This is a genomic window from Rhodococcus sp. NPDC077669 (assembly GCF_040686915.1).
Classification (GTDB): domain Bacteria; phylum Actinomycetota; class Actinomycetes; order Mycobacteriales; family Mycobacteriaceae; genus Rhodococcoides; species Rhodococcoides fascians.
Window position 1 is genome coordinate 148,362 of sequence record NZ_JBFBMD010000006.1, and the last position, 22,624, is coordinate 170,985.

The window sequence follows — 22,624 nt, forward strand, 5'->3', positions numbered from 1 at the left end:
CCTACTCCCTGGCCTTGGCCTTGGCTGCCCGCTTACGAGCAGGCTTGTCGGGGACTGCAGGCGGGATGTTCGACGCCATCACCGCGGGGGCACGATCCCAGGCTCGGTGCAGTCCGACCGCAGCGAACAATGCGTCGTTGAACGCTTTCACCGCTGTCTCGCCGATGACGACGCCTGCGTCGTCGGCACCGATTCCGGCCTGCTCGAGCAGTGCCGCTCCGTCGCCCCAGGCACCCATCGCTTTGCAATGACGGAATGCTTCCTGCAGCAACAGGATCAGCTTGATGTCGTTCGTCGGCGTCGTTCCGCCCGCGACGACGAAGGCGTCGAACTCGATCGAACGAACTGTCAGGAATGTTCGCTCGACCACCTGAGTGCGCATGCCTTTGCCGAGGATGCCGCCGGCCGCAGCGATGACGTGCACTGTGGCACCGCGGCGCGCGGCTGCCGTCCGTAGCTTGCCGATTCCGGACAGGTCCGATCCGGCGTCGGCGATGACGCCGATCTTGCGTCCGGCAATCGGTCCCGGAGCCTCGACGATCTGAGACAGTGCGGGGGAGAGCAATACGTCCTCAGCGGGTGTGCCGACGGGTGCAGGCAGGCCGAGACCGGCGGCGACGCGCTCGCACAGATCGGCGTCGACGTTCGAAAGAACCTCGAGTTCACGTTCCTTGATCGATTGCTCGAACACTTTGCCCAGCTCGAACGTGAATGCCTCGACGAGGTGATCCTGCTCGACGGCACTGAGGCTGCGATAGAACATGGTGGGCTGAGTGAAGTGATCGTCGAAGGATGCGGGGTTCGCTCGTACCGCGCGGCCCTCGATGAGGCGTTCAGTTTGCACGTAACCGTGGTCCTTCTCACCTGCTACCGCTGGTTCTCCGTCGTCGACCGAGTTGCTGAGGTACGGGGCAAGGCCGGTGTGAACGGCGGTCTGGTGCATACCGTCTCGCAGCATGTCGTTGACAGGTGCATGCGGTCGATTGATCGGCAGTTGCGAGAAATTGGGGCCGCCGAGACGCGTGATCTGGGTGTCCAGGTAAGAGAACAGACGCGCCTGCATCAGCGGGTCGTTGGTGACTTCGATGCCCGGCACCAGGTGGCCCGTGTGGAACGCGACTTGCTCGGTTTCGGCGAAGTAGTCCGTGGGGTTCGCGTCGAGGGTGAGCTTGCCGATGGGTTGCACCGGAACCAGTTCTTCGGGAACGATTTTCGTGGGATCGAGCAGATCGATACCCTCGTAGGTCTCGGTGCCGTCGTCGGGCATGACCTGGATTCCGAATTCGTATTCCAGTGGGGCACCGGCCTTGATGCCGTCGGACATGTCGCGTCGATGGAAGTCCGGATCGACGCCCGCGGCGATCTGGGCTTCCTCCCACACCAGTGAATGCACTCCGGCGAGCGGCTTCCAATGAAATTTCACGAGCCTGGTCTCGCCGTTCTCGGCCACGAGGCGGAACGTGTGGACGCCGAAGCCTTCCATCGTGCGATACGAGCGCGGGATACCTCGATCGCTCATGTTCCACATGACGTGGTGAGTTGCCTCGGTGTGCAGCGAGACGAAGTCCCAGAACGAGTCGTGTGCCGACTGAGCCTGCGGCAGTTCGATATCGGGCTGCGGTTTGCCGGCGTGAATGATGTCCGGGAACTTGATGCCGTCCTGGATGAAGAATACGGGCATGTTGTTTCCGACCAGGTCGAAGGTTCCTTCGTCGGTGTAGAACTTGACCGCGAAACCGCGGGTGTCGCGGACTGTGTCGGCGGAACCACGCGATCCGAGAACGGTCGAGAATCGCACGAAAACCGGTGTCCGCTTACCCTTCTGGGCGAGAAATCCTGCCTTGGTCACGGTCTTCGCCGACCCGTAGGACTCGAACGTTCCATGTGCGGCGGCGCCGCGTGCGTGCACGACGCGCTCCGGAATTCGCTCGTGGTCGAAGTGGGTTATCTTCTCGCGAAGATGGAAGTCCTCGAGCAACGTCGGGCCTCGATTGCCCGCCTTGAGCGAATGATCGGTGTCGGGTAGACGCACGCCTTGCGCAGTGGTCAGGAAATCACCGGTTTGGGCTCTCGTATCGCGAGCTCCGGTCGGGCCGTTGGGTGCCGGCGACGATTGATCCGGGCGAGGGATGGGTGGCATGTTCGGCCTTCTTTCGTTGTTGGAGCTGTCAACTCGGACGTTCGTGGTCGATGGACGGTGGGCTTCGATGTCACGCGCTCCCCGGGTCGTCGTAGAACAAGCCGTCTCCGCGGACGATGTCGAACGCGAGGGAGGAGATCGAGCGGGCATCGGCGTAGGCACGGGCACGCAGCCGCGCGGTTGCCTCGTCGAGCGACACATGCAGACGTTCGGCCAACACACCGACTGCGATGTTGATGTCGGACCGAGCGAAGCGGAATGGGCCGTCGGGTGGGCGAAGTATCGACTCGTCGAAGAAGTCCGGTCGGGCTGCGACTTCACTGACGACGATGTCACCGAGGGTCGAGGCTGCGGCCTGGGCAGCAGTGATCTGTTGTGCCGTCATAGTTCCGGACTTCTGGGTGTACAGCTCGAGGACGCCGAGTCGAGCACCGCCACTGAACAATGGGAACGCGTACACCCCATGCACGCCGAGCTCCTGAAGAACTTCCGACGCGAACGATGGCCATCCCGTGGAATCGGGCCGGTGACCGATGTTCGGGTGCAGTTGCGGCACCCCGGTGACGAAGGCATCGATACAGGGGCCCTCGCCGGTGGTGAATTGGAGTTCGTCGATCCGGGCAGCTTCGGAGTTCGTGGCGTACAGCAGATCCCGAGAATCGGCATCGTCGGTGAGGATGGCGACCGCGGCTCCGTCCACGCCGGCCTCTGTCACGCACCGCTTGCTGACTCGTACGACCCCCTCCAAGTGGTGTCCGTACATCGATGCGCTGAAGCTATCGGAGTCCGGGGCGTGGGCGCGTCGGGACTCTTCCGTATTTTCTTCCTCGGCCACGTTGCCCTGCCTCTCTGTGTCATTCGAACCGCCACACCGAATCAGCGCACCACGCGGAACTGTTTCATCGATCGGTCGGTGGCGTCCGGGATGTTCACGGAGTCCGGTTGTGTTCCTCCCGCAATTTGCGACCCTCTTCGACAGCCTGCGCATCCTTTTCGTCGTTCTTGTCCGATACCCGGGTATCGCGGGGCGGCAGTTGCAGGCGTTCTTCGGCGACGATGCCGGCCTGGAGTTGGCGGCCGCGTTCGAGTTCGGAGTCCAGTTCGGCACCGAACAGCAAGGCCAAGTTGGTGATCCACAGCCACAGCAGGAACACGATGGCTCCGGCAAGGGAGCCGTAGGTCTTGTTGTAGCTGGAGAAGTTGGCGACATAGAAGCCGAATGCGACGGTGGCGAGAATCCATACGATGATGCCGACCGCGGCACCGGAACTGATCCATTTGAACTTGGGCTGCTGCACGTTCGGCGTTGCGTAGTACAGAATCGCGACCGCGAGTACAACCACGATCAGGACGAGCGGCCACCGTGCGATGTTCCAGATCGTCAGTGCGGTGTCGCCCAGCCCGACGGCGTCGCCCACAGCTTTGGCCACGGGGCCGCTGATGGCCAGCATGACGGCGGCGAGCGCAATCAGGGTCAAGGCGATGAGCGTGACCAGAAGCATGACGGGGCGCAGCTTCCAGATGGGCCGTCCCTCGTCCACCTCGTACATGCGGTTCATCGCGCGGCCGAATGCGCCGACGTAGCCGGACGCAGACCACAGTGCGCCTGCGATACCGATAATCAACGCGAATCCGGCAGTGGGCGCCTGGACGAGCTGTTCGATGGTCGGACGCAACGTGTCGACAGCGGATTGCGGGCCGAGATCGCCGACGATCTGCAGCACACCGTCGACCGTGGCCTGTCCCTGGCCGAACACACCCAGCAACGACACGATGGCCAGGATCGCGGGGAAGAGCGAGAGCACGGCGTAGTAGGTCAACGCGGCTGCGAGGTCGGTGCACTGATCCCGGGAGAACTCACGGGCAGTCTTCTTCAGAACATAGATCCACGACGGCTTGGTCAGATCGGCGGGAGAGTCCGCTTTGCGCGGATCGTCCGGATCTGCCTCGGTGGGTGCTGGTGATGCTGCTGAGTCGGCCATGGCGATCGCATACCCGGGGTTTTTCGGTGGAAACCGGGAAATGCGACCGCCATGACGGTCGTTCGATTCGGCCGTCAGTTCACTTCGTTGCGCTCGTGCTCGGTACGCGCGTCGAGGTCGTTGTCGTCGAGATGCTTCGGCGTCTTGGCGTGCTCTTTGTGGTCGGGGTGAGCTTCCTCGGTGGGGATCATGACGTCGTCGAGGGTCGGTTCGTTGTTTTCAGTCATGGTTATTCGATGCCCGGGAGGTTGGCGGCTCAAACTCGTGAATCACGTCGGTTTCGATCGACGCACACGAGGGCACTTCGACTGGGGGCGATCACCGGAGGTAGAAGATGCGAACAGTCGTCGTCGGAGCAACCGGAAATGCCGGCACGGCCCTGCTGCGAGCGTTGGCACGGGATTGTCCGAACGATTCGGTTGTGGGGGTCGCGCGGCGTCCACCGGAGACCGAATCTCCGTTCCCGACAATGGAGTGGGTATCGCTGGACGTGACGGCCGCCGACGCCGCGGATCGCCTGCGCGCGGTGATGCGTGATGCAGATGCAGTCGTTCACTTGGCCATCGCTTTTCAGCCGATGCGGGAGCGCTCGTATCTACGGGCAGTCAATGTCGACGCAGTGCGCACGGTGGCAACTGCCTGTGCGGACGCCGGAGTTCCTCATCTGGTGCACATGTCTTCCGGCGGGGTGTACGCACCGGGGTCGTACGGCGAGAAGGTGGACGAGTCGTGGCCGAGAACGGGGGTGTCTTCGTCGACGTACAGCATGGACAAGGCTGCCGCCGAGGATGTGCTCGATGAGTTCGAGGCAGCGCATCCTGATGTCGCGGTCGCTCGAATCAGGCCGGGCCTGATCGGGCAGTACGAGTTCGGAAGTGCGCTGTTGCGTTACGCCCTACCCGATCTCGTGCCGTCGGCAATCGTCGATCATCTTCCGATCCTGCCCATCGACAGGTCGTTCGCTGTTCCGGCCGCACACAGCGACGATGTCGCCGATGCCATCGTGCGAGTGCTGGATAGGCGTGCAACCGGGCCCTACAACCTCGGCGGCCCGACGCCCGTGCGAGCCCACGACGTGGCCGACGCGTTCGGTGCCCGCATCGTGCCTGTGCCCTCTCGGGTGTTGTCCGCTGCTGCGCGCCTCGGCTTCGAGACCCACGTGTCCGCAGTGCATCACGGTTGGGTCGATCTCGCGTTCGCCACCCCGATGTTGAACACCGACCGCGCTCGACGGGACCTGGACTGGACTCCGCGAATCGATGGTCCGGACGTGGTCCGAGAGGTCATTCGGGGTATGCGCGACAACGCGGGTGCGTCCACCACGTCCCTGCGCTCGCGTACTGCGAAGGACCGCTTGCGAGCATTCGGTCGTCGAGGATTCATTTCTCGCGCGAAAAGGCCGTGAACACGACATGTTCGGCGCCGGGGCAGGTGTAAATTCCCGCCCATGGCATGTCGAATCAGCGAATTGGTACTCGAAGGTTGCGATCCCGAGGCCTTGGCATCGTTCTGGTGTGAGGTGTTGGACTTCGTCGTATTGGACAGGGAGGGTGACGGTTCCGTCGAGATCGGTGCGCGCGACGGTTTCGGCGGCTCGCAGCCGACCATCATCTTCATCCCCAGTGAGAATCCCGAGCCGGCGAAACCTCGACTGCACATCGACGTCAATGCAACCGATCGAGATCAGGACGCCGAGCTCGAACGACTGCTCACTCTCGGTGCCCGACGAGTGGATATCGGCCAAACCGGCCAGGAATCGTGGCACGTGCTGGCGGATCCGGAAGGCAACGAATTCTGTTTGCTGCGTCCAAGACTCAGTCCTGTGTGACGGTACTGTCCTGGCGGTGATCGGCACCCGTCGACCGTCTGGACCAGTAGCTGGCCAGCAGCGATCCGGATACGTTGTGCCACACCGAGAAGATCGCCGCGGGGAGTGCTGCAGCGGGTGAGAAGTGTACCGAGGCCAGTGCCGCTGCCAAGCCCGAGTTCTGCATACCGACTTCGATGCTGATCGCACGACGGCTGGCGACATCGAGTCCGCATGCCCTACCGATTCCGTAGCCCACCGCGAGGCCCAGCGAGTTGTGCAGCACGACGGCAACGACGATGAGGGCACCGATCGACAGCAGGGTCGGCGCGCTGGCGGACACCACGAGGACAACCACAGCGGTGATTCCGGCGACCGAGACGAGCGGCAAGGCGTCGAGCATACGATCGATGATCCTCGGGAACAGAAGTCGCAGTACAACTCCCAGTACGACGGGTACCAGCACGATCTGCAGGATCGAGACGAACAATCCGCCTGCGTCGACCGGCAGGTATTCGCCGGCGAGCCATAGAACCAGCAGTGGTGTGAGTATGGGCGCGAGGAGTGTGGACACCGACGTCATCGCCACCGACAGTGCGGTGTCACCCTTGGCGAGGTAGACCATCACGTTCGACGCCGTACCTCCGGGGGCGGAGCCGACCAGCACCATCCCGGCAGTGAGCGCAGCGGACAGACCCAGGACATTCGCGATACCGAGACCGAGGAGCGGCATCGCGATGAACTGCGCTGCGACGCCGAGCAGCAGTGCCCATGGGCGGCGTGCCACCACGGCGAAGTCGGAGAGCCGCAACGTCATTCCCATGCCGAGCATGATGATCGACAACAACCACGGAACCGCGGGTGTCCCGCCGCTGAACGTGTCGGGCGTGATTAAGGCCAGAGCACCCGCCGCGACGACGATCAGGGCAAACCATTTGCCGGTGAATTCGCTGACGGTCTTCAGCTGGGGCATGTGGAGACTCCAAAGGTGGTGGTCGAGGCGTCGGGAAGTCTAGCCCGATTCTGTACTCGGACTGTTCCAGTAGCCGAAAAGCCTTAGCTGGCCGGTGCTCACGTCGGAGGGGCGATGGTCGTCGACAACTCCAGTAGATGTGTGCGGGTGAGCGTGTGAGCGCGGTGCTCGTCGCGTGCGGCGATTGCCTCGACGACGTGTGTGTGGGCGTCGTGGTCTGCGTCCTCTCCGAACGCGCCCTTGATCTTCAGCATGTCGATCATGGCGGTCCGTAGCCGTGGTGCCATGGAGTCGAAGAGTTCGAGCAGGATGTCGTTGTGCGACGCGACCACGATGGCGCGGTGAAAAGCCATGTCCGCCTCCACCAGATCGACCGCGTCGGCGCGGGCGGTGTTGCGTAGCTCGAGTGAGCGACGGATGGCGTCGAGGTCGGTGGGGGTGCGTCGGACCGCGGCGAGAGCTGCCGCCTCACCTTCGATGGCGAGGCGGGCCTCGAGGACGACGGTGATGTGTGAGCGCTGGAGAACTCTGTCCCAGTCCGTCCGCGCCTCGTCGAGCGATTCGACGAAGACTCCGGATCCCTGCCGGGTGACGAGAATTCCGCGCCCCGCCAGTTGTCTGATGGCCTCGCGCATCGTCGATCGGCCGACGTCGAACATGGGGGCAAGGGTCGTTTCACCTGGCAGTTTGGTGCCGACCGGCCACTCACCGGACTGAATTTTGGCATGCAACAGTTCGGCGGCCTGATCGGCCAACGAGGTTCGGCGTATCGCGGTCACAGTCGAAGAATACTCCTCAGCTTGTCTGAGGAGTGGTGCTACATTGCTCGTATGCGCACAGATTTCCCCACTCTGTCCACTCCCGCCGGACCCGTTCCCGCCGGCGCGCCCACCTGGAATCGGCAGCGGCACTCCCAGATGCCGTCGCATCGTTACCGTGACGTCTACGCCAAGGTCGACATTCCGCTGACCCGGCGTCGCTGGCCGGAGCGACGGTTGACCGAGGCGCCGCTGTGGGTGCCGGTCGATCTGCGCGACGGCAACCAAGCTTGCCCGAGCCGATGGATCCTGCCCGCAAAAAACAGTTCTTCGAGTTGATGGTTGCGATGGGCTACAAGGAAATCGAAGTCGGGTATCCCTCGGCATCGCAGACCGATTTCGATTTCGTGCGGCTGCTGGCACACACCGATCTGGCACCCGACGACGTCACCGTGGTCGTCTTCACCCCGGCTCGACGCGACCTGATCGAGCGAACCGTGGAGTCGATCCGCGGAATCACCAACGACGTCGTGATCCACATGTACACCGCCACGGCTCCTACGTGGCGCGAGGTCGTGCTCGGCCGGGAGGCCAACGAGCTTCGCTCACTGATACTTTCGGGCGCAGCCGACGTTCTCGAACTTGCCGGCGACCTGCCCAACGTGCGATTCGAGTTCTCACCCGAGGTCTTCAATCTCACCGAACCCGACTACGTCCTCGATGTCTGCGATGCAGTGACGATTCTGTGGGACGCGACGCAGCAGCGGCCGGTCATCCTGAATTTGCCTGCCACAGTGGAGGTCGCGACGCCGAATGTCTACGCGGACCAGATCGAGTACATGAACGACAACCTTGCGCGACGAGACAGCGTGATCCTGTCGGTGCATCCACACAACGACCGCGGGACCGGCATTGCCTGCGCCGAGCTTGCTGTCCTGGCCGGAGCGCAGCGGGTGGAGGGCTGCGTATTCGGCAACGGCGAGCGAACCGGAAACGTCGACATCGCCACTCTCGCATTGAATTTGCACGCTCAGGGTGTCGATCCGATGATCGACTTCTCCGACATCGATCAGATTCGACGCACCGTCGAATACTGCAACCAGCTAGAGGCCCACCCGCGGCATCCGTATGTCGGCGACCTCGTACACACCGCCTTCAGCGGTACGCACCAGGACGCCATCAAGAAGGGTTTCGTCGAGCATCGCGCTCGGGCGCTGAGCGAAGGCCGTTCCGAGCGGGACATCGAATGGCGGGTGCCGTACTTGCCGATAGACCCCGACGACATCGGTCGCTCGTACGACGCGGTCATTCGCGTCAATTCGCAATCGGGTAAGGGAGGAATCGCGTATCTCCTCGAAACCAACTACGGCATCGAACTTCCGCGTCGCCTGCAAATCGACCTCGCCCGGCACGTGCAGGCCCGGACGGATTCGATCGGCACCGAACTGTCGGCAGAGCAACTCTGGGACGTCTTCCAGGAGGTGTACATCGGTGTCGCCGAACCCGACGTAACCCTGATCGGTTTCGACTCTCACGACGACGACGGGTCCGCCGACACCTGCATCACGTTGAAGATCGACGGCACGTCCTTCGAGACTTCACACACGGGAGTCGGACCCGTCGAGGCGCTCGTCGACGCGTTGTCTGCTCATGGCAGGCACGTGGACATCCTCGGTCTGACGCAGACGAGTGTGCGAGCCGGCAACGACAGTGATGCGGTGTCGATGCTCGAATATCGCACTGCCACCGGGTCTCGATGGGCGGCAGGGATCGATCGCTCCGTTCTGTCCGCCACCCTCGACGCAGTCCTTCGTGCCGCCGGCTCGGCGACCCAGCGGGACTACGTGCTCGGTAGCGATCGGCGTCCGCCGCATGTCGGTGGCTGATCAGTGCAGCATGTCGAGTATTCGAGGTAGGGCGTCGTCGACGGTTGCGGCAATGACGTCGTAATGAGTGGCACCGGGCACGGGCAGGTAGGCCACGTCGCGGACGCCCTGTGCCACCAGTTCCGCAGCGAGGGCGGTCGTCAGAGCCGGCGGCACAACGGTATCGGCCAGCCCCTGCTCGATGGTCACCGGCCGTGTGTAACCGGTGGTCGGCACGGATAGGTAGTCGCGGATAGCTGAGGTCATGGCGGGGTCGGAGAGCGATCGAGCGAGGAGCTGTTGTGGTGCAACGGCACTGGCCTTCTGTCGTAGGTCGCTGATGCAATTGTCCTCTGCATGCGCCAGGTAGTCGCGCCCCAGTTCGCTGAGATAGCTGTTCACGTCGAGATCCGGCCGAGAATCCCTGAGCCCGTACAGGACGTAGATCAGGGTGGCCGTGATGTTGTCGAGAGGTGCGATTCGGGGAGTGGTGGGTGAGAGCAGTGGAAGGACGGCTTCGAGGTTCGACGACGGTGCAAACGACATCACCCCGCGAAAATCCGACCGTTCTCCGTAGATGTCGGCGCGAGCCCCGGTGGTGAGTGCTGCTGCGCCGCCCTGAGAGTGTCCGGCGGCAACCCAGGTGCGCGACAGCTCGGGAAGTTCGTCTGCGGCAGCGCTGACGATGTCGGTGACGGCGTTCGCCTCCGAAATGCTGTTCAGGTAGTGGTGAACGTCGGTGGTTCCGAGTCCGATGTAATCCGTCGAGACAACGGCCGTGCCGCTTCGTAGCAGCTGGGTGAGCAGGGGCTTGGACAGCTCGACGGCCATGGGGTCCTCGGCAGCACCGTCGTCGAGTGCTGTGCTCAGGGCGCATGAATCACCCACGCCGACGGTCCCTTTGGCCCACGACACGACCGGCCATCCTCCCGGTGGTGGTGTGCCGGAGGGGAGGTAGACCTGTCCGTGGGCAATCGCGGGACGGCCGTGCTCGTCGGTGGTTGCGTAGGACAGTGCGTAACCCGCTGCGGCACCGTCGATCAGCCGCGGAAGCACATCGATGGACGTTGCCGGTGCCGCGTCGGCGATGGGGGTGAGAAGTCCCGCGCCGCCCAACACTGCCACCGCTGCAGGCAGAATCAAAATGGTGCGAATCTTCATGGCTTCCTTCGGTTCGACCGTCCATGGCGACGTTCTGCCCGAACCCGCCCCGCAGGCAGAGTACACAGGGGCGCAGCTGAAACTGGTCTGAATAGAACGAGACCAATCGGACTTGTTCTGGCAGAATCGACAACTACGCCGGGGTGCGGCCGCAACCGAAGGACGACCAACACATGACGTCACCGTGAACAAGCTATCGACGGTGACACTGCTGATCCTGTTGGGTGCAGCCGGAACGTTCAACGGAATGTCGTTGACCTCAGACCCCACCGGGCGGTCACTCGGCTTGGATGTCGACATGCTCCCCGCGTGGCATACCTGGGACTACCGCATCTCCGGGCTGTTCGTGCTGATCTTTCTCGGACTCGGATCGTTGATCTCGGTTGCTGCTGTGCTCGTCGATGCATACGACGCTCCGACGTGTGTCGTGTTCGTGGGGTTGGTGACCATCGGGTGGGTGGTGTGGCAGATCCTCGTACTCGATATCGACGCGCCCCGCGCCCAAATCCCCCTCACCCTGTTGGGGGTCGCGTTGACCATCCTCGCGATCGGCCAATTCCGCGCGCGTGCCCGCGACCGCAGCCGGCAGTAGTTACAAGCCGACTGATCCGAGGAGCGCGTCTTCCGGATCGACGACCGCCACGACGGCAGCGACGAAGAGCAGCGCCATCCCGATCGTCATCAGTGCGCCGAGTGACCCGAGGGTGGCGAACATTCGACGGTGGGGGCGATCTGTCGTGTCCGCCGATCTGTAGCGTCGGAACGCGATTGCGGTTCCGGGACCGATAGCTCCGATCACCACACCCGTCGCGACGATCACCGCCCAGTTGTAATGCTCGACCTGCGTGAGCAGCTCGAGCAGAGGCGGCCTCGTATCTCCGCTCCGCACACCGCTCTCGATCAGTGACTGCGCTGTCTTCCCGTCCGCATTGTCATCGGAGAGCATCGGAAGCAGTGCGACGACGGGAGCGACCGTCGACTGGATGTTGATCACGGCCACGAGCACCGAAAACAGTGACAGCACGGTCGAAGTACTCGCAGCGATCACGTAGCCCATGCCGGCAGTCAGGGATCGCCTCCACAGCGTCGCTGCCAGCAGGCCCAGAACGGCGGTCAGCAGTACCGAGATGACGATCTTGATGGCGTGCCACGCGAACCAGTAGTCCACCATCTCCTCCAACCCGGGAGGAAAGGTGCGAGCACCGCTGCCCCAGTACTCGACCAATCCACGGCCGAGCAGCTCGCTCATGGCGGACTGATCCTGGAACTGGGGATAACTTCCGCGCAGCAGAGCGGCCGGTCCGAGAATGAACGCGGCTACCAATAATGCCCCTGCACAGGCCAACAGAACGATCGACCAGCGGCCGCGGTGGATGGGCTTACTCATTGGGTGATTCACGGACGAGAGTCAATCATCGAGGGGCCGGGCGCACATCACTCTGTAGGACTGGATCGAGGAGCAGCGAGCCACCGATTGTCCCGAACTCCACCGAAACGGCGGCCTGTGGTCCATACTCTCGCTATGGTCAATGTAAGTGTGACGACGAGTTACGTCATTGCTCAGTCGGAAAGCGGAGGCGCGGCGCTGGACCAGGTCTTCGGTATGACGGCAGCCGCGGCCGTCGTGTCGTTGTTTCTGCTGTACCTGGCATTCATGCACCGCACTCGCCGCATCACGTGGTTGGCAAGGCTGGCGGACTACGCGGGATCGAAACTGAACTTGCCCGGTTGGGCTGCGCTGCCTTTGGTCCTGTTCGTCTCGACGATCCTGACGGCATTCTTCGGGTTCATCTGGGACGTGAGCCTGCACATCGGACGAGGGCGCGACGAGGGACCATTGGCCAACCCGGCCCACTACTTCATCCTGGTCGGCTTGTTCTTCCTGTTCATCGCGGGCGCGCTGGCGATCATCCTGCCGCTCGACGAGAAGCCCGGTCGTGCGGCCGTCAAGATCACCCGCACCTGGTATGCGCCCACGGGTGGTCTGCTGATCGCGGGCAGTGGACTGTATGCGCTCATCGGTTTTCCGTTGGACGACATCTGGCACCGCATCTTCGGCCAGGACGTCACGCTGTGGGGCCCGACGCACCTGATGCTGATCGGCGGTGCCGGACTGTCTCTGATCGGCGTCCTGCTGCTCGAGCAAGAAGGCAGACTGGCGCTCGCCGCAGCACGGCAGACCTCCCCCGACGAGGTGGACGAGACTGCGCAGGGGCCCAGACGCTCGGTGTTGTCCTGGGTTCTCAAGGCCAGCGCCTTCGGTGGTCTCCTCATCGGACTGTCGGTGTTCCAGATCGAATTCGACTTCGGAGTCGAGCAGTTCCGGTTGGTGTTCCAACCGATGCTCATCGTCGGTGCCGGCGCGTTCGCGCTCGTCGCCGCACGACTTGTCGTGGGACGGGGCGCGACTCTGTTCGTCGTCGCATTCGCCGCCGTCATTCGTGAGCTGACGGCATTCGTCGTCGGTCCCGTTCTGGGTGAACCGCACAACGTCTTCGCGCTGTTCCTCGGGATCGCGGTGGTGGTCGAACTCGTCGGTCTCACTCCGCTCGTGGTGCACAGACTTCGATTCGGAATGCTCGCTGGATTCGCTGCCGCAACCGTGGGCCTGTGGCTCGAATCGTTGTGGATCGACGCGGTATTCGTGTATCCGTGGCCGACGTCGATGTGGGTCGAGGCGCTTGCGATGGCAGTACCTGTCGGCGTCATGTGTGGGCTGACGGCGGGACTGTTCGCGCAACTGCTCAGCGGGGACGGGCTGCCGGCACCTGCCGTCCGGCGCACGATCGTCGTCGCGTTGGTACTCGTACTCGGCGGCGCGACAGCCAACGGTTTGATGATCGATGTACCGGAAAACGCAACGGCGACGGTCACTCTCGCCGATGCCGCACCACAGGACGGTGGCCGGATGGTGACGGCGACGGTCCGACTCGATCCAGCCGATCTGGTGTCCGACGACCCCGAGTGGGTGGCGATCCTGGCATGGCAGGGAGCCGGCGATACTCTGCGTGGTCTGGTCGTCGATCGTCTCGAACGAACCGGGCCCGGCATGTACCAGTCGACCCGTCCGGTACCGGCGCACGGAACGTGGAAGACGTTCCTGCGTATCCAGGACGGTCGAAGGTTGACCGGAACGCCGATCTTCATGGCGGCCGATCCCGGCATCGGCGCATCCGAGGTCTCGGCCGACGCCCAGTTCACACGGCAGCTGCAGAGCGAGACCGCTCTGCTGCAGCGTGAGCGGAGCTTCGATCACCCGGCGTGGCTGTTCGGTGCCGCATCACTGGTTGTGCTCGTCTGCACTCTGGCATTGATCTGGGCTCTGTCGTGGGGCGCAGTGCGCATCAGTACCGAGACCCCGGGAGCATCGGTATCCCGCAGGACGCTGGATTCGAGCTCCGTATGACGGCAGCATCCGACGTCGTCTATCTCGCCGATCACTCTGTGGTGCTGGCCATTCCGGCAGTCGCGCCTGCGTTGATCATCGTGGCCGCGGTGCTGTACGTCGTCAGGAAGGACCGCCGGGCGGAGCGCGCAGAGAAACTCGAACAAGAAGGAGAGCACTGACATGGGACTGTCGCCACTGCGGGCAGCGATCATCGGATGTGCAGCGGTGGCGTTGGTGGCCGGCTGCGGATCGTCGTCCGGCGGTACCTCTCCCACCACAGCAGAACCGGTGCCCAGCACCGACTCCACCCCGCCGGTCTCCGCGCAGCTCGATAGCCTGCGGATGAATGTCTCGATCGTCGGCGACACGGTCGAACCGACCAATCAACGCCTCGACGCGTCTGTGGGGCAGACGATTTCGATGTCGATCACCAGTGATGTCACCGACGAACTGCACGTGCATTCGGTTCCCGAGCACACCTTCGAGATCGAGCCGGGTAAAGATCAGCTGTTCACGTTCACCGTCGACGTGCCCGGACAGGTGGATGTCGAACTGCACCACAGCGATCGCACTGTCGCAACGCTCGTCGTTCGTCCGTGATTCTCGCCCACGGCCTCGGCGGGTCGACCGATCTGCCGATCCCGGTCACCTACGCCCTGATCGGAGGGGCATGGGCGCTGGCGGCGTCGTTCGTGCTGCTGTTGTTCGCATGGCGTCGCCCCAGACTCGACCCCACACGTTTCGTCGTGGCGTTGCCGCGCACGACGGTGGTGGCCGATTCGGCGGTGGTCCGGGGGCTCGTCGGGACCTTGTCGGTGTTGCTGGCGGGCACTGTCGCCGCAGCATCGGTGTGGGGGCCACAGGATTCCAGCAACGCGTTGCTCGGCACCTTCTACGTTTTGGTGTGGGTGGGCATCGTTCCGGCGTCACTGTTGGTCGGGCCGTTCTGGCGAATCGTGTCTCCGATGCGGGCACTACACCGCGTCGTGTGCGGTCTGTTGCGTCGTCCGACGTCGTCGGCGATAGTCGCCTATCGTCGTGAATGGGGCTGCGTACCAGCCGTTGTCGGACTCTTCGCGTTCGTCTGGCTCGAACTGGCCTCACCCGACTCGGGCTCGGTACCGGCTGTTCGTCTGTGGTGCGGGGTGTACGTCGTGGTGATGGCAGTCGGTGCGGCGATCTTCGGCGACGAATGGTTCTCTCGTGCAGACCCTTTCGAGGTGTACAGCGACACGGTATCTCGGTTGTCTCCACTCACCCGAGATGCCGCGTCCGGCCTTCTGGCGCTGCGGTCACCGCTCGACGGTGCGGTGAGCCTGCCGGTGCAGCGGGGCACGGTGGCCGTGCTCGCCGTTCTGCTCGGGTCCACCGCCTTCGACAGTATCGGGCAGATACCGGCATGGCGTTCGTTGGTCGACGAATCCGCTCTCGGATCGCTGCCGACGAGAACTCTGGGGTTGATTGCCGTGATCTGCGTTGTCGGCGCGGCGTTCTGGAGTGCGGCCCGTGCCACCGGGGGAGTGTCGCGTAGTCGTCGCTCCGCGCTACCCGGCCTGCTCGCCCATTCCCTGATCCCGATCGTGGTGGGTTACATGACGGCTCACTACCTCACGTACTTCGTCGAAAAGGGCCAGCAGACAATCATTTCGCTGTCGGATCCACTCGGCAACAGCGCGAATGTACTGGGGCTGCGGGATGCATCGGTCTCCTACGTCCTGTCCAACCACCCGTCGGTTGTCGCCGGCATCGCCGTCCTGGCGGTCGTGGTGGGGCACCTGGTGGGTATCACCCTCGCCCACGACGCCTCGCTGCGAACTCTGCCGAAAGAGCACGCGGCTACCGGTCAGCTCGCCATGATGGTCGTGATGGTGCTCTACACATTCGGTGGATTGTTCCTGCTGTTCGGTGCGTGATCGGGCCGCCCGCGCCGGACCCTGACAATCGTCACCGCTGCCAACACCAACCCTGCGAGTGTCATGAAGTCGGACTCGGTGAGACCCCGTTCTGCATCGACCACGTACAACGTTCTACCTTCGATGGGGGCGTTGAAGAACAGCCACAGCACCGAGACGACACTCAGCGATATCGCCGCGGGCCACGACGGCCTGGCCAGAGACCAAGCTGCTGAGGCGAACACGGCGTTCATCAGAACGAGGGCATGGAACGGATCGATAGATGGCACCGGTACATCATGACGGAGCGCGTGACAGACGACGACATCCTGAGCTCAGCGTTCACCGCGACAGAAAACCCGCGCTTCGGGATCTGCCGAGGGGTCGGGCGTCAAGTCGGCACAGTCCTTCATGACGGGCAGGCCCTGATAGTCGGCCAGTTGCGGACATATGTATGCCAGTGCCGAATAGACGAGAAGATCGAACTGAGCCACCTGATCGCTAGGCATCGGCGGGGCCGCACGGTCGATCGGATGCAGTTGTTCCCACATCTGCGGAACTCCGGAACCGGCGATCGAGTTGCACGTTGCTCGTCCGTACTGTGCAACCTGGCCTCGGAGGGCGCGGAACTCGACTCCCGAGTGCAGCGACCCGTCATTGATGGGAAGGCCGCACACTGCACGTGAGAAAGCTGCATCTCCGCCGATCGGAACTTCGTCGTTCGGTCCTAGTTGCCACTCCGTGCGCTTGTCCTCGGCGAGTTGTGCGGGTGATGAAAACGATTGATCCGGGTAGGCGGCACGCTGGTCGTCGAACACCGTCTGCCAGTACGTGACGTAGTCATCCTCGGTGATGTTCGGCTGGTCGGAGTCCACGCATACAGCGGTGTCGTCGACTGGAGCGTTGACAGGAGCGGTGGTGAAGTAGCGCTCGGGCGTCGGTGACGCGGTGCTGGGTGGGTCCACGGCCGGGGTGCCGCATGCGGTTGCGACGAATAGCGCCGCGATCAGGGCGATCGACCACCTCATATCGGCAAACCCTAACAGGGAGTTGCGGTTCCCATCCGGCACACAGTCGCCCCTTATACGCAGCTGAGATACTCAAGCCATGCACCTCTTCTTCCCCTGCGGAGAGCAAGTGTTGACCGGGACATGGACGCCGTCGCACGGAGTCCGGATAACGCATGCCGACCTGCGTGACCCGTGGTCGCCACCGATCGCTCAAGATATTGCTCCAGAGAAGCAGCTCGTGGACCGCATGCAGGTCACCTGCCGTGCGTCAATGCCACGTCGTTATGCCCGAATGGCTGATTTCGCTTACGCACCCGGGCCGTCGACTGTGGTGACGACCCGGTAGCTGGTGAGCCTGCTGTCGTCGATTGGGGCGTGATCCGGCCAGATGTGTGTTGCGCGAAACGCGTCTGATTGGAGGTAGTCGGTGTAGGCCTGCTCATCGATGAATTGGAGAACCGAGCAGTATCCGCGATCAGGTTCGACGGGTCGTAACAACCGTCCGAAAATCAAGCCAGGTACCTGACTCAATGTGCCATGCATGCCTGCACCGAAATTCTGCTCAAAAATACTGCAGTTCTTGGGGTCTACGAACAGTTCGTTCACGACGGTGAACATTTGATCTCCTGAGTATTGCTCGAGGCTGAGGTTGCAAGGTGAAGGGCGCTGATGAGAAACGTTCCGGTGACACGACGCACCTGAGCAGGAGGACGACCTTGGTCAATCTGGTCTATTGCGCGACCTAGCGCGCCATCTACCAGCGCGGCGGTCAAGTCGGGGGCAGGGTCACCTCGGTCGAAAAGCGCTGCTCGCAACGGCTCAGACACCTCGGTATGGTGTTGAGCCAGTGTAATTCGAGATTCCGCGCTGTTCAGATGCTCCCCGCCGAGAACGGCTATCCGGTGCGCTCCGGCTGCAGCGAGATCGAGAGTGGCATGCACGTAGGCGGTAATGCGCTCATCGGGGCTGTCGCACAGGGACACTCGTGCACGAACAGTTGCATTCCAGTCGGCGAAACTGTCAGCGACGATACGCACGAGGATGGATTTCGTCGAAGGGAAGTACTTGTACACGCTGCTACGCGCAAGTCCCACAGCGCTTCCGATCAAGCCTGGTGTTACCGACTCCGGCCCCTTGGAAGTCAATAGATCACGGGCCGCATCCAGCAGGGCCCCCTCGACGTTTTCTCGGTGCTCGGCGACAGTAGGCGCGTCGATCTTCGGCATGGGCCTCCATCCTTAGCGACAGGGTGTCGCCAAGACAGGCTAATGTGCAGACCCGCACTTGACAATCCCTACCGAGATGTCGTGGTGTCGCCGTCGCTCGAACCGATCGCAGTACCAAATTGAAGGACTCATCCCGATGTTGAAAGTCTCGGAGTCTGAGGAGACCACACCGACCGCCTCGCCAGTAGTGTCGACGTTCGTGACGATCAACCCTGGAGTCGGTGGTGCGTCGGCGCGAGGTCGGCTACGAGACCTTCCGTCGGTGGTCAAGCTCGTGTTGGCATCGATGGTGTTGTTCAATGTCGGCTTCTATCTGGTGGTTCCGTTTCTCGCGGTGCATCTGTCCGAGGAACTCGGCTTTGCGAGCTGGATCGTCGGTCTCGTGTTGGGGCTGCGCACGTTCAGTCAGCAGGGCATGTTCTTTCTCGGCGGCAGTATCGCCGATCGCTTCGGGCGTCGACCGGTCATTCTGTGGGGCATAGCAATACGCATCGTCGGGTTCGTTGTGCTGGTAGTTGCGAGCAGCCTCCCTGCGGTGATCGTCGGGATCCTGCTGATCGGTTTCGCCGCAGCACTGTTCGCGCCTGCGGTGGAATCCGCCAACGCCGATATCGGTCGTCACCTCGAAGACGCGGGCGTCATCAAGCGCACCGAACTGTTCGGTTACGAGCAGATGAGCAGTCGGCTCGGCACCGTGCTCGGGCCCGCGTTGGGGGCGGTGCTCCTGGTGTTCCCGTTCTCGGCGTCCGCCGCCGTGGCCGCAATCTTGTTCGCCGGCATGTGGTTCGGGTTCTACTTTCTGTTCCCCAAGACAATCGAAACGGGCAGTGTCGTCGGTACTTCCATCACCCGGGTCTGGCGTGTGGTGTTGGGCAATCGACGCTATGTCGTCCTGGCCACGCTGTGCAGCGCACAGTTCGTCGCGCTCGCTCAGCTGTATCTGATGCTGCCCGAGCAACTTTCGCTGCGCATCGGCTCTCAGGATCTGCTCGGCTGGTTCTACGTCGGGGCAGCGGTATTGGTGATCGTCGGTCAGCGGCCGATGGTGGCGGTCGCGGCACGGATGGGATCACGAGCCGCAACAACCATCGGCCTGGCCGTGATGGCGGCGTCGTTCGTCATTCCGGCGCTAGGGCCAGGAACCATCACCGACTCGGTGTGGCCGTCCGTGCAGATTGCAGCGTGGATCGCGCTACTGCATCTGGGGCAGATGTTGATGGTGCCCTCGATGCGAGACACGCTCGCTCGAATTGCCGGAGAGCGTTATCTGGGAGCGCATTTCGGACTACTCAACACCATCGGTGGATGTCTGTCGCTGATCGGCACGATCGGCGTCGGGTATCTCTACGATCGCCTCGACGACGGCAGCGTTGCAGCGGCGACCCCATGGTTGGTGGTCGCCGGCTGCATCGCCGCGCCTGCCGTCGTGCTCGGTGTGTGGTCGTCGATGTCCGACGCTATCTGGCCGCGTCGACAGCCTTGATGTCGTCGATGAACGCAGACAGCACAAACGGGATGGTCAGCGGATTCGGCATCGACACTGCGTCGGAGACAATCGGATCCAGCGCGATCAATCCACCGTTGCGCACGACGCCCAGATTGGTGAATGTCTCCTGCGATTCCATGGACTCGCGGTGGAGTTCGTAATTGTCGAAGAAGAGGTAGTCGCAGTCGAGCAAGCTGTAGCTTTCCGCCGACAGTTCGGTGTTCAGCTTGCCTTCGAATTGGGACGCCAATGCGGCGGGTGCCTCGAAGCCGAGTGCGGTCAACAGCTGGGCCCGCGCCGAGTCGGGACTGAACGCCCGTAGCTTGCCGTCACTCCACCGGATGACCAATGCAGCCGTCTTGCCGACGAACTGCGGATTGTCGGTTCGAGCCTGCGCCACAAGGGCTTCGACGCGGTCGACCTCGGCCTGTGCAGCACTCGGCAAACCCACCGCACGCCCGATTCTGGTGGTCACTTCCTGCCACGGCAGCACCCAATCGGTCTGACCCGCAGCGTGCAGCACCGTCGGCGCGATCGCACTGAGCTGCGCGTAGACGTCCTCGTCGATCGCATTGTTGACTGCGATGATCAGGTCGGGTGCAGCGGCGGCGATCGTCTCGACGTCGAACTCGGTCGTGGCGTTCGCGAGTGCTACCGGTTCGTCGCCCTGCACGGTCGGCTCGGCCCAGATGCCGATGCCGTCGTCGGTCGAGCCCTTCCACACCGGCACCAGCACGGGCGTCAAACCCAATGACAGCAGCACGTCGGAGTCGCCGATGCCCACCGCGGCGATACGAGTCGGGGCATCGACGATGGTCGTCGAACCGAGCTTGTGCTCGATCGTCACAGGGAACGCGCCGCTCTCGACGTTCGCCGCCGAACTCGAACCATCCGAACGTTCCGCCGAGCCGTTGGCGCAGCCGGCTACAACGAGACCGGCGACCGACACGAACGTCATCGATAATGCAGTCCGCCGATTCACCACGGGATTCATCGAGTCTCCTTCGAGCGTAGTTTGGATGCCCTAATCTAAACCACCCTCGCCCGATTGTGCTGTCCTACGTTCTGCGGTCGATACCTTCTCGAATGGCTACGGAACGAAGAACGTCGCGAACCCCGGCACGGTAGTTGCAGAAGTCGGTAGTCCGACGAGTACCACTTGCCCTGGCCCGCTGTACACAATTGCCTCGTGCGGGGATCCGAAGAGGGCGTCGGACAATCGGGCGTTGCCACTGGCTCCGGTAGTCAGGTTCACCCAGCGCACGTCGGAAATGAGGTAGCACCCGGTGTTCGCGTTCGGGACGTCCGTGACCTTGGCGATCCCGGGTTGCTCGCCAACCACCACGGCGCAATTGCTCGGGGGTGAATCGACACTGCCCCTGGGGTTTCCGTAGGGCGCTGGGTTGAACTGAAACGGGATCGTCACCTCCGCGGACGCCACTGCAGTTGACGCGAACGCCGCACCGACCATCACCGCACCGCACACTGCAAGCCGCTGTACAAGTCTTGCCATGACAACCTCCACTGGTTTCGGAATCCGGCGATGGCCCCATCCTCTCTCCTATTCGAGGCGAGATGGTGGCAAACGAGCTATCGAGACGCCATCGACACTGGGTATGGGAGAGGGTCAGGTGTACGGTCCGGTGATGCACGACGACATCGAAAGGCGCGTAGCCGACGCCACTCTCGTGATCGTCGGCGAGAGTCTGTCGTCGATGACGGAAATCCTCAGGGGCCTGGGTGACGAGCTGGCCAACACCACACCGGATCTGCCGGGTGCCAACAGTCCGTACGCCATCGTCTTCCACTGTGTCGCTGTGATAGGGCACTGGGGAGGCTCGGTGATCGCCGGCCTGAAACTTCCGCGGGACCGCGCCACCGAATTCACGGCCACCGGCCGGGTAGATGACCTGATCACACGGGTCGACGACGTTCGTACGCGTCTGCCCGGGTGGGTGGATATGGCATTACGCGAGGGCATTCGCGATCGGACCGTCATGGGTTCCACGCGTCCGGAGCTGGCAACCGCCACCCCGGAATGGGTGTTGACACACTTGGTGCGTGAGCTGTCTCAGCATCTCGGCCAGCTCGAGCTCACCCACGACGTCCTTCGTCGGGAGTGACTGGCGGCCGCACGTGCAAGGCGAAGCTCGACTGCCCGGGTTGCTCGAGGCCGTCTTTGAGACGAAGGGACGGCATCTCGTAATCGCCGAAGTTCTGTTTTCTGAACGCAATCGGTTCGGTCGTCTCGAGTTCGAGTAGTCGCCGTTCCCAGTTCTTCGCGGCAACCGCGTATTCCTCGGCCGTCAATCGATCGGATCCGTGGACGACGAACGGAGGCAGAACGTCGATTCCCGGGTAGTAGAGGATGCCGTGGTGGATGGGGAACAACAGGTCGTCGATCGGGCCGTTGATGCCTCGATCCGAGTAGTGGGCTTCAGGGCCGCCCACGGTGACCGACAGCAGTGCTCTTTTGCCGGCGAGGGTTCCCTCGCCGAAGCGCTCACCGTACTTGGTGTCGCTGTGTTCGCCGACGCCATAAGCGAAGTGGTAGGTGAACACTCGGTCCACCCATCCCTTCAGGATCGCGGGCATCGAGTACCACCACAGGGGGAATTGGAAGATGATGGTGTCGGCCCACAGCAACTTCTCCTGCTCGGCGCGGACGTCGGACGTGAGGGTGCAAGTGTCGAAGGCACGTCCGGAATCGGCAGCCACCCGCAGCGGTGACGACGCGGCAGGGCCGTAGTCCGACGCGTCGAGGGCAGCTTTCCACTTCGATCCGTACAGATCGGTCACCTGCACTTCGTGGCCTGCGGCTTCCAATGTGGTGACGGCAAGGTCTTTGAGAGAGTGGTTGAGCGACAGCGGTTCTGGGTGGGCATAGACAATGAGCGTCTTCACGGGTGCTCCCTGTTGTCGAGTTGTGTTCGAGT

Annotated in this window: 24 protein-coding genes and 1 pseudogene; 10 read left to right on the forward strand and 15 right to left on the reverse strand. The window is 62.9% G+C overall.

The window, feature by feature from the left end:
- Position 1 precedes the first annotated feature (1 nt).
- The 4 genes from AB0P23_RS10175 to AB0P23_RS10190 form a co-directional block, all read right to left on the reverse strand.
- Entirely contained in the window at positions 2 to 2,140 is a 2,139-nt protein-coding gene (locus AB0P23_RS10175; protein ID WP_363797436.1) for a catalase, read from the reverse strand.
- Positions 2,141 to 2,210: 70 nt separating this feature from the next.
- The gene (locus tag AB0P23_RS10180) at positions 2,211 to 2,855 is read right to left on the reverse strand and encodes a GAF and ANTAR domain-containing protein (protein ID WP_363797438.1); all 645 of its coding nucleotides are present in this window, start codon (positions 2,853 to 2,855) and stop codon (positions 2,211 to 2,213) included.
- A gap of 214 nt (positions 2,856 to 3,069) precedes the next feature.
- Entirely contained in the window at positions 3,070 to 4,122 is a 1,053-nt protein-coding gene (locus AB0P23_RS10185) for a YihY/virulence factor BrkB family protein (protein WP_032367019.1), read from the reverse strand.
- Between the two features lie 74 nt (positions 4,123 to 4,196).
- On the reverse strand, positions 4,197 to 4,349 hold the full coding sequence (locus AB0P23_RS10190) for a hypothetical protein (protein WP_363797440.1): 153 nt from the start codon (positions 4,347 to 4,349) through the stop codon (positions 4,197 to 4,199).
- 107 nt (positions 4,350 to 4,456) lie between these two features.
- On the opposite strand from AB0P23_RS10190, the gene AB0P23_RS10195 reads away from it, so the two are divergent.
- Together AB0P23_RS10195 and AB0P23_RS10200 are read left to right on the forward strand one after the other, a co-directional pair.
- Positions 4,457 to 5,527, forward strand: a complete 1,071-nt coding sequence (locus AB0P23_RS10195) for an NAD-dependent epimerase/dehydratase family protein (protein ID WP_363797442.1) — start codon at positions 4,457 to 4,459, stop codon at positions 5,525 to 5,527.
- Positions 5,528 to 5,569: 42 nt separating this feature from the next.
- Positions 5,570 to 5,950 (forward strand): VOC family protein, encoded by a 381-nt coding sequence (locus tag AB0P23_RS10200; protein WP_167328610.1) that lies wholly within the window; start codon positions 5,570 to 5,572, stop codon positions 5,948 to 5,950.
- Here AB0P23_RS10200 and AB0P23_RS10205 read toward each other — a convergent pair.
- A complete protein-coding gene (locus AB0P23_RS10205) occupies positions 5,937 to 6,902 on the reverse strand; it encodes a bile acid:sodium symporter family protein (protein ID WP_283348696.1) in 966 nt (321 codons plus the stop codon). The two genes, AB0P23_RS10200 and AB0P23_RS10205, sit on opposite strands and share 14 nt — an antisense overlap.
- A gap of 98 nt (positions 6,903 to 7,000) precedes the next feature.
- Positions 7,001 to 7,681, reverse strand: coding sequence for a FadR/GntR family transcriptional regulator (locus tag AB0P23_RS10210; RefSeq protein WP_363797444.1), 681 nt, complete (start codon positions 7,679 to 7,681; stop codon positions 7,001 to 7,003).
- A 51-nt stretch (positions 7,682 to 7,732) separates the two neighbouring features.
- On the opposite strand from AB0P23_RS10210, the pseudogene AB0P23_RS10215 reads away from it, so the two are divergent.
- Positions 7,733 to 9,546, forward strand: a pseudogene (locus tag AB0P23_RS10215) (2-isopropylmalate synthase).
- On the opposite strand, the gene AB0P23_RS10220 reads toward AB0P23_RS10215, so the two are convergent.
- Positions 9,547 to 10,686, reverse strand: a complete 1,140-nt coding sequence (locus tag AB0P23_RS10220; RefSeq protein ID WP_363797446.1) for an alpha/beta fold hydrolase — start codon at positions 10,684 to 10,686, stop codon at positions 9,547 to 9,549. It abuts the pseudogene before it with no gap.
- Positions 10,687 to 10,870: 184 nt separating this feature from the next.
- Between AB0P23_RS10220 and AB0P23_RS10225 the strand changes: the two genes are divergently transcribed.
- Positions 10,871 to 11,278: a hypothetical protein gene (locus tag AB0P23_RS10225; RefSeq protein ID WP_363797448.1), complete on the forward strand. Its 408-nt coding sequence runs from the start codon at positions 10,871 to 10,873 to the stop codon at positions 11,276 to 11,278.
- Here the strand turns inward: AB0P23_RS10225 and AB0P23_RS10230 are convergent, their stop codons facing one another.
- On the reverse strand, positions 11,279 to 12,073 hold the full coding sequence (locus AB0P23_RS10230; protein WP_363797450.1) for a hypothetical protein: 795 nt from the start codon (positions 12,071 to 12,073) through the stop codon (positions 11,279 to 11,281).
- Between the two features lie 135 nt (positions 12,074 to 12,208).
- On the opposite strand from AB0P23_RS10230, the gene AB0P23_RS10235 reads away from it, so the two are divergent.
- From AB0P23_RS10235 to AB0P23_RS10250, 4 genes are read left to right on the forward strand one after another with little or no spacing between them, the layout of a single operon-like run.
- Positions 12,209 to 14,092, forward strand: coding sequence for a hypothetical protein (locus AB0P23_RS10235; protein WP_363797452.1), 1,884 nt, complete (start codon positions 12,209 to 12,211; stop codon positions 14,090 to 14,092).
- Complete coding sequence (locus AB0P23_RS10240; protein WP_167326471.1) at positions 14,089 to 14,253, forward strand: hypothetical protein; 165 nt, start codon at positions 14,089 to 14,091, stop codon at positions 14,251 to 14,253. The genes AB0P23_RS10235 and AB0P23_RS10240 overlap by 4 nt, the downstream gene beginning before the upstream one ends.
- 1 nt (position 14,254) lies before the next feature.
- Complete coding sequence (locus AB0P23_RS10245) at positions 14,255 to 14,674, forward strand: hypothetical protein (RefSeq protein WP_283542682.1); 420 nt, start codon at positions 14,255 to 14,257, stop codon at positions 14,672 to 14,674.
- The gene (locus tag AB0P23_RS10250; protein ID WP_363797453.1) at positions 14,671 to 15,987 is read left to right on the forward strand and encodes a hypothetical protein; all 1,317 of its coding nucleotides are present in this window, start codon (positions 14,671 to 14,673) and stop codon (positions 15,985 to 15,987) included. The genes AB0P23_RS10245 and AB0P23_RS10250 overlap by 4 nt, the downstream gene beginning before the upstream one ends.
- On the opposite strand, the gene AB0P23_RS10255 is transcribed toward AB0P23_RS10250, so the two are convergent.
- From AB0P23_RS10255 to AB0P23_RS10270, 4 genes are all read right to left on the reverse strand, one after another.
- Positions 15,948 to 16,256: a hypothetical protein gene (locus tag AB0P23_RS10255; protein WP_363797455.1), complete on the reverse strand. Its 309-nt coding sequence runs from the start codon at positions 16,254 to 16,256 to the stop codon at positions 15,948 to 15,950. The genes AB0P23_RS10250 and AB0P23_RS10255 overlap by 40 nt on opposite strands.
- Before the next feature lie 45 nt (positions 16,257 to 16,301).
- The gene (locus AB0P23_RS10260; protein WP_363797457.1) at positions 16,302 to 16,994 is read right to left on the reverse strand and encodes a hypothetical protein; all 693 of its coding nucleotides are present in this window, start codon (positions 16,992 to 16,994) and stop codon (positions 16,302 to 16,304) included.
- A gap of 288 nt (positions 16,995 to 17,282) precedes the next feature.
- On the reverse strand, positions 17,283 to 17,594 hold the full coding sequence (locus AB0P23_RS10265; protein WP_363797458.1) for an antibiotic biosynthesis monooxygenase family protein: 312 nt from the start codon (positions 17,592 to 17,594) through the stop codon (positions 17,283 to 17,285).
- Positions 17,579 to 18,202, reverse strand: coding sequence for a TetR/AcrR family transcriptional regulator (locus AB0P23_RS10270; protein WP_363797460.1), 624 nt, complete (start codon positions 18,200 to 18,202; stop codon positions 17,579 to 17,581). The genes AB0P23_RS10265 and AB0P23_RS10270 overlap by 16 nt, the downstream gene beginning before the upstream one ends.
- Before the next feature lie 199 nt (positions 18,203 to 18,401).
- Here AB0P23_RS10270 and AB0P23_RS10275 point away from each other — a divergent pair, with 199 nt between their 5' ends.
- Entirely contained in the window at positions 18,402 to 19,685 is a 1,284-nt protein-coding gene (locus tag AB0P23_RS10275) for an MFS transporter (RefSeq protein ID WP_363797462.1), read from the forward strand.
- Here the strand turns inward: AB0P23_RS10275 and AB0P23_RS10280 are convergent.
- The gene (locus tag AB0P23_RS10280; RefSeq protein ID WP_363797464.1) at positions 19,660 to 20,682 is read right to left on the reverse strand and encodes an ABC transporter substrate-binding protein; all 1,023 of its coding nucleotides are present in this window, start codon (positions 20,680 to 20,682) and stop codon (positions 19,660 to 19,662) included. The two genes, AB0P23_RS10275 and AB0P23_RS10280, sit on opposite strands and share 26 nt — an antisense overlap.
- Before the next feature lie 96 nt (positions 20,683 to 20,778).
- Positions 20,779 to 21,201, reverse strand: coding sequence for a hypothetical protein (locus tag AB0P23_RS10285; protein ID WP_363797465.1), 423 nt, complete (start codon positions 21,199 to 21,201; stop codon positions 20,779 to 20,781).
- Positions 21,202 to 21,334: 133 nt separating this feature from the next.
- Here AB0P23_RS10285 and AB0P23_RS10290 point away from each other — a divergent pair, with 133 nt between their 5' ends.
- Positions 21,335 to 21,811 (forward strand): DinB family protein, encoded by a 477-nt coding sequence (locus AB0P23_RS10290; protein ID WP_363797467.1) that lies wholly within the window; start codon positions 21,335 to 21,337, stop codon positions 21,809 to 21,811.
- On the opposite strand, the gene AB0P23_RS10295 is transcribed toward AB0P23_RS10290, so the two are convergent.
- On the reverse strand, positions 21,783 to 22,592 hold the full coding sequence (locus AB0P23_RS10295; RefSeq protein WP_363797469.1) for an NAD(P)H-dependent oxidoreductase: 810 nt from the start codon (positions 22,590 to 22,592) through the stop codon (positions 21,783 to 21,785). The two genes, AB0P23_RS10290 and AB0P23_RS10295, sit on opposite strands and share 29 nt — an antisense overlap.
- Positions 22,593 to 22,624 lie beyond the last annotated feature (32 nt).

What these genes read in the sequence shown, in the direction of transcription:
- AB0P23_RS10175 (WP_363797436.1), bottom strand. Translation starts at nt 2,140, where the DNA reads ATGCCACCCATCCCTCGCCCGGATCAATCGTCGCCGGCACCCAACGGC.
- AB0P23_RS10185 (WP_032367019.1), bottom strand. Translation starts at nt 4,122, where the DNA reads ATGGCCGACTCAGCAGCATCACCAGCACCCACCGAGGCAGATCCGGAC.
- AB0P23_RS10190 (WP_363797440.1), bottom strand. Translation starts at nt 4,349, where the DNA reads ATGACTGAAAACAACGAACCGACCCTCGACGACGTCATGATCCCCACC.
- AB0P23_RS10195 (WP_363797442.1), top strand. Translation starts at nt 4,457, where the DNA reads ATGCGAACAGTCGTCGTCGGAGCAACCGGAAATGCCGGCACGGCCCTG.
- AB0P23_RS10200 (WP_167328610.1), top strand. Translation starts at nt 5,570, where the DNA reads ATGGCATGTCGAATCAGCGAATTGGTACTCGAAGGTTGCGATCCCGAG.
- AB0P23_RS10205 (WP_283348696.1), bottom strand. Translation starts at nt 6,902, where the DNA reads ATGCCCCAGCTGAAGACCGTCAGCGAATTCACCGGCAAATGGTTTGCC.
- AB0P23_RS10220 (WP_363797446.1), bottom strand. Translation starts at nt 10,686, where the DNA reads ATGAAGATTCGCACCATTTTGATTCTGCCTGCAGCGGTGGCAGTGTTG.
- AB0P23_RS10230 (WP_363797450.1), bottom strand. Translation starts at nt 12,073, where the DNA reads ATGAGTAAGCCCATCCACCGCGGCCGCTGGTCGATCGTTCTGTTGGCC.
- AB0P23_RS10235 (WP_363797452.1), top strand. Translation starts at nt 12,209, where the DNA reads ATGGTCAATGTAAGTGTGACGACGAGTTACGTCATTGCTCAGTCGGAA.
- AB0P23_RS10240 (WP_167326471.1), top strand. Translation starts at nt 14,089, where the DNA reads ATGACGGCAGCATCCGACGTCGTCTATCTCGCCGATCACTCTGTGGTG.
- AB0P23_RS10245 (WP_283542682.1), top strand. Translation starts at nt 14,255, where the DNA reads ATGGGACTGTCGCCACTGCGGGCAGCGATCATCGGATGTGCAGCGGTG.
- AB0P23_RS10260 (WP_363797457.1), bottom strand. Translation starts at nt 16,994, where the DNA reads ATGAGGTGGTCGATCGCCCTGATCGCGGCGCTATTCGTCGCAACCGCA.
- AB0P23_RS10265 (WP_363797458.1), bottom strand. Translation starts at nt 17,594, where the DNA reads ATGTTCACCGTCGTGAACGAACTGTTCGTAGACCCCAAGAACTGCAGT.
- AB0P23_RS10270 (WP_363797460.1), bottom strand. Translation starts at nt 18,202, where the DNA reads ATGCCGAAGATCGACGCGCCTACTGTCGCCGAGCACCGAGAAAACGTC.
- AB0P23_RS10280 (WP_363797464.1), bottom strand. Translation starts at nt 20,682, where the DNA reads ATGAATCCCGTGGTGAATCGGCGGACTGCATTATCGATGACGTTCGTG.
- AB0P23_RS10285 (WP_363797465.1), bottom strand. Translation starts at nt 21,201, where the DNA reads ATGGCAAGACTTGTACAGCGGCTTGCAGTGTGCGGTGCGGTGATGGTC.
- AB0P23_RS10290 (WP_363797467.1), top strand. Translation starts at nt 21,335, where the DNA reads ATGCACGACGACATCGAAAGGCGCGTAGCCGACGCCACTCTCGTGATC.